This is a genomic window from Nguyenibacter vanlangensis (assembly GCF_013376155.1).
Lineage (GTDB): Bacteria > Pseudomonadota > Alphaproteobacteria > Acetobacterales > Acetobacteraceae > Gluconacetobacter > Gluconacetobacter vanlangensis.
In genome coordinates, this window is the sequence record NZ_JABXXP010000183.1 from 1 (window position 1) to 5,046 (window position 5,046).

General features: G+C 66.4%; 3 protein-coding genes. All 3 read left to right on the forward strand.

The features are described from left to right. Positions 1-867 precede the first annotated feature (867 nt). From HUK84_RS10095 to HUK84_RS10105, 3 genes are read left to right on the forward strand one after another with little or no spacing between them, the layout of a single operon-like run. Entirely contained in the window at positions 868-1,560 is a 693-nt protein-coding gene (locus HUK84_RS10095; RefSeq protein ID WP_246285594.1) for a gluconate 2-dehydrogenase subunit 3 family protein, read from the forward strand. 1 nt (position 1,561) lies between these two features. Continuing rightward, positions 1,562-3,346 (forward strand): GMC family oxidoreductase, encoded by a 1,785-nt coding sequence (locus tag HUK84_RS10100; RefSeq protein ID WP_176640179.1) that lies wholly within the window; start codon positions 1,562-1,564, stop codon positions 3,344-3,346. Next, complete coding sequence (locus HUK84_RS10105) at positions 3,346-4,716, forward strand: c-type cytochrome (protein ID WP_176640180.1); 1,371 nt, start codon at positions 3,346-3,348, stop codon at positions 4,714-4,716. Before HUK84_RS10100 ends, HUK84_RS10105 begins: the two co-directional genes overlap by 1 nt. Positions 4,717-5,046 lie beyond the last annotated feature (330 nt).

Sequence of the window (5,046 nt, forward strand, 5' to 3'; positions counted from 1 at the left end):
CGAAGCCCGCAAGCAGGTCCGCCTGGCGCGCCTCGCCGCCGCGAAGGCCGCGGCCAGCGCCTGACCGGCCTGGAACCATCTGTGATCTTGCAGCAGGCGGCCTGTCTCCGGACGGGCCGCCTTTTTCCGTGCGCCGCTCCCCGCGACCGCGCCTGATGGCGCGGCTAGGCACGTTCTCTGGCATCGCCGTAAAGACATCGTCGTAAAGACCGTGCTCCACGCCGTCTTTTACGAAATCAGGTTTCGGTTGAAACCGACCGTCCGTCCGGAAAAGCGCGGATGGAATCATTGCCGATATGGCGGCGCCCAAGCCCTGTAGCCCAGCCTCTTCACGCAGGACCGGTATCATGGGGCGAAGGGCACGGTCGCCCCGGTCGCCCATCGGCGCGGGGCCCTCAGTCTGGCGGACATGACGCCGGCGCGTGCCGGATCGGCCCCCGGGCGCGCGGTCGCATTATGCCGGGACAGTTAAAATTTGTGTGATAACGATCGAAACGATGTGGGTGGCCACCGCAATCCGCATTCCCCGGCGTCGCCGGACATGCCCAGGCGGAGCCGATCGATCCTGTGTCAAAAGACCGGTCCGAATCATGAAAGATTGGTAAAAACCAAATAGTTGCCGGCAGGGCAGGGGGCATTCCCGGGCGGGTGGGCCAATCTTTCCGGGGTGGCCGGAAGGCCCTGCCGCGGCGTTCGGGGGCAGGGTTGCCACGAAAGTGATTTCTGCTCTAGGTCAGGCGAAGAAAGCGGACAAAAACGCGTGACAGCAATCCGCGCTGCAGTTCCCCCTTCGTTTCCCCCGACCCGCAGGTGACGGTGTCCGCCAAGACGCTGGCCCTCGCGGGTGCCCCCGGAGCCCGTGATGGTATGACGACGCCTCTCCCCGATCCGTCCCGCAGGATTTTCATGCAGGGATTGGCCGGAGCCGCAGCACTCGGCTCCGCTGCGGTGCCGGTCGGCGCCGCGCGTTCGGCCGACGCGCCGCCCTATGTCCCGACGTTCTTCACCGCTGCGGAATGGGCGTTTCTGCACGCCGCCTGCGACCGGCTGATCCCCGAGGACGCGGTCGGGCCAGGCGCCCTTGCCCTGGGGGTGCCCGAATTCATCGACCGGCAGATGGATACGCCGTACGCTTTCGGAAAATTGTGGTACATGCAGGCTCCGTTCGTTTCAGGTCCGGCCAATCTCGGCTACCAACTGCCCTATGCCCCGCGTGACATCTACCGCAAGGGCATCGCCGGGGCCGAAGCCTTCGTGCAGGCGAAATACGGCAAATCCTTCGCCGACCTCGATGCCGCCACCCGCGACGACATCCTGCGCGGGTTCGAGACGGGCGATACGCGCTTCGGCGACCTGCCGGCGCGGACCTTCTTCGCCCAGTTGCTGAACAACACGATGGAGGGCGCCTTCTCCGACCCGGTGCATGGCGGCAACAAGGGGCTTGGCGGCTGGACGATGATCAATTTCCCCGGTGCCCGCGCCGATTTCATGGATTGGGTGGACCAGTACGGCCCGCGCTACCCGCTCGGCTCCGTCTCGATTTCCGGGGAAACCGCCTGACATGGCCAGCATCAGGATGAAGCAGGTCGACGCCGTGGTGGTCGGCGGCGGCTGGGCCGGATCGATCATGGCCAAGGAACTGACCGAGGCCGGGCTGGGCGTCGTCATGCTGGAACGCGGCGCCGACCGCAGCACCGCCAGCGACGGCGCCTATCCCGGGTCGATCGACGAACTGCAGGCCAATTTCCGGCACAAGATCTTCCAGAACCTGTCGAGGACCTCGGTCACCATCCGCAACACGCCCGACCAGACGGCGCTGCCTTATCGCCAGATGTCGGCCTTCCTGCCGGGCGAGGGCGTGGGCGGCGCGGGCCTGCACTGGTCCGGGGTGCATTTCCGCATGCCGCCCGACGATCTGGTCCTGCGCAGCAAGGTCGTCGAGAAATACGGCGAGAAATTCATCCCCGAAGGCATGAACCTCCAGGATTACGGCGTCACCTATGACGAACTGGAGCCGTTCTTCGACAGGGCCGAAAAAGTCTTCGGCACGTCGGGCGAGGCCTACATGGTCGATGGCCGGGTGGTCGGCAAGGGCAATTATTTCGCGCCCTCGCGCTCCGATCATTTTCCCCTGCCGGCGCTCAAGGACGTCTATGGCGCCAACATGTTCCGCAAGGCGGCCGAGGCGGTGGGCTTCCACCCCTATTCCATGCCGGCGGCCAACGCGTCCGCGCAATATACCAACCCCTACGGCGTGCAGATGGGGCCCTGCAATTTCTGCGGCTATTGCAGCGGCTATGCCTGCTACATGTATTCCAAGGCCTCGCCGAACGTGAATATCCTGCCGGCCCTGCGCAGCGATCCGAAATTCGAGCTGCGCCACCGTTCCCACGTCCTGCGTGTCGAACTCGACAGCAGTAAGACCAAGGCCGTCGGCGTCACCTATCTGGACCGCGACGGGAACGAGGTCTTCCAGCCCGCCGACCTGGTGATCGTCGCGGCGTTCCAGTTCCACAACGTGCATCTGATGCTGCTCTCGGGCATCGGCAAGCCGTATGACCCGGTGGCGAACGCGGGCGTGGTCGGGCGCAATTTCGTCTACCAGAACGTCACCACCACCACCGCCTGGTTCGACAAGACGGTCTATACCAACCAGTTCATCGGCACCGGCGGCGGTGGTGTCGCCTTCGACGATTTCAACAGCGAGAATTTCGATCACGGTCCCCTGGGCTTCATCGGCGGTTCGCCGGTCTGGGTGAACCAGGCCGGGATCAAGGGCATCGCCGCGGCCAAGCTCGGCGGCCCGCCGGGCACGCCCCATTGGGGGTCGGCCTGGAAGAAGGCCATGGTCGATACCTACCAGCATTCCGTCCGCATGGACGCGCACGGCACGAACATGGCCTATCGCGACGTCTATCTGGACCTCGATCCGACCTGGAAGGACGCGTACGGCATGCCGCTGCTGCGCATGACCTTCGACTGGAAGGACAACGACATCCGCATGAACCGCTATGTCGTCAGCCAGATCGCCAAGGTCACCCGGGCGATGGGCGCGCGCGACGTGCATCTGGGCCAGCGCCAGCTGGGCGAGCGGTTCGATACGCGCTATTACCAGACCACCCACCTCGCCGGCGGCGCGGTGATGGGCGAGGATCCGAAGACCAGCGCGCTCAACCGCTATCTGCAAAGCTGGGACGTCTCGAACGTGTTCGTCATCGGCGCGAACGCCTTCCCGCAGGGGACGGGCTACAACCCGACCGGCATGGTCGCGGCCCTGGCCTATTGGTCGGCCCATCATATCCGCTCGACCTACCTGAAAAACCCCGGCCCGCTGGTGCAGATGTGATGCGCTCTCGCAAATGGGCGGCGCTCGCCGCCCTGCTCGGCACGCTCGGCCTGTCGCCGGCTCTCCTCCCGGCCGCCCGCGCCGCCGAATTTCAGGGCACCGAACGCCAGGGCACCGAACCGGGCGCCGATCCGGCCCTGGTGGCGCAGGGCGAATATGTCGCCCGTGCTTCGGATTGCGTGGCCTGCCATACCGCGCCGGGCGGCAGGCCGTTCGCCGGCGGCCTGTCCTTCGCCCTGCCGTTCGGCACGATCTATGCCCCGAACATAACCCCCGACCCCCGGAACGGCATCGGCGGCTATACCGAAGCCGAATTCGCCCGCGCGGTGCGCGAGGGCGTGCGGCGCGACGGCGCGTCGCTCTATCCGGCGATGCCCTTCCCGTCCTATGCCCGCATGACGGATGCCGATATCCACACGCTGTACATCTATTTCATGCATGGCGTGACGCCGGTGGCCAACCCTGTGCGGCCGAACGACGTCATGTGGCCGTTCTCGATGCGCTGGCCTCTGATCCTCTGGCGCGCCGCCTTCGCGCCGTCGGTCAAGGCTGCCCAGACGGCCTCGGCACGTCCCTTCGCCGACCCGCAGACTGCGCGCGGCGCCTACCTGGTCGAAGGCCCCGGCCATTGCGGCGCCTGCCATTCGCCCCGCGCGATGACGATGCAGGAATCCGCCCTGACCGCCGCGGACGGCACGCGTTTCCTCGCGGGCGGCGGCGCCGTCGACGGCTGGATTCCCGTCAGCCTGCGCGGGGAAAACCGTACCGGGCTCGGCCGCTGGTCCGAAGAGGACATCGTGGCCTTCCTCAAGACCGGGCGCATCCTGAACGGCTCGGCCTTCGGCGGCATGACCGACGCGGTGGGACACGGCACCCAGTATCTGACCGACGCCGATCTGCACGCGATCGCCCATTTCCTCAAGAGCCTGCCCGCCGGCGACACGGCGCAGCGGCCCTGGGCCTATGACGCGACACTGGCCGGCGCGCTGCATTCCGGCGATGTGTCGGCCCAGGGCGCGCGCGTCTATGTCGATCGTTGCGCGGCCTGCCATCGCACGGACGGGCACGGCTATCCCACCGTCTTCCCGCCGCTGGCCGGCAATCCCGTGGTCATGGACAAGTCGCCGGACTCGCTGATCCATATCGTGCTGACCGGCGATACGGTGCGCGCAACCCGCAACGCGCCCTCCGCCTTCGTCATGCCGGGCTTCGCGGCGCGCCTGTCCGATCAGAAAATCGCCGATGTCGTCAGCTTCATCCGCAAGGCGTGGGGCAATGACGCGCCTCCGGCGCGCGCCGAGGACGTCGCGCGAATCCGCAAGGCCCTGGCCGGTAGCGAAGCGGGGGTGGCCAGCCTGCCGCTGAACTGATCGCCCGGCGCGTGCTCCTTTGCCGGAGGCACGCGCCGCTCCAGCAGAGGCAATCGGAAATCATCATGAAAAGAAGGCATTTTTCAATATCGTTTCCTTTCGGAGTCGAGACAGTTCCGAAATCGAAACGACTGGACGATCCGGTAACAACCCCCGTCGCCTCTTCTGGAGTGTAGACCGAATGAATGCCCCGACCCGGACAGGCTTCGACCTGGCCGAAACCAGTCCGGCCGTACCCGATAGGGCCGACCCGCCGTCCAGCCTGCGCCGCCGCACGCTGATGATGGCATCGGCGGCGGCCGGCGCCTCCGCCCTGGCCGCCGACATGCT

Bases quoted from the DNA above. Each gene is read 5' to 3' on its own strand.
- HUK84_RS10100 (WP_176640179.1), top strand. From the start codon at position 1,562: ATGGCCAGCATCAGGATGAAGCAGGTCGACGCCGTGGTGGTCGGCGGC.
- HUK84_RS10095 (WP_246285594.1), top strand. From the start codon at position 868: ATGACGACGCCTCTCCCCGATCCGTCCCGCAGGATTTTCATGCAGGGA.
- HUK84_RS10105 (WP_176640180.1), top strand. From the start codon at position 3,346: ATGCGCTCTCGCAAATGGGCGGCGCTCGCCGCCCTGCTCGGCACGCTC.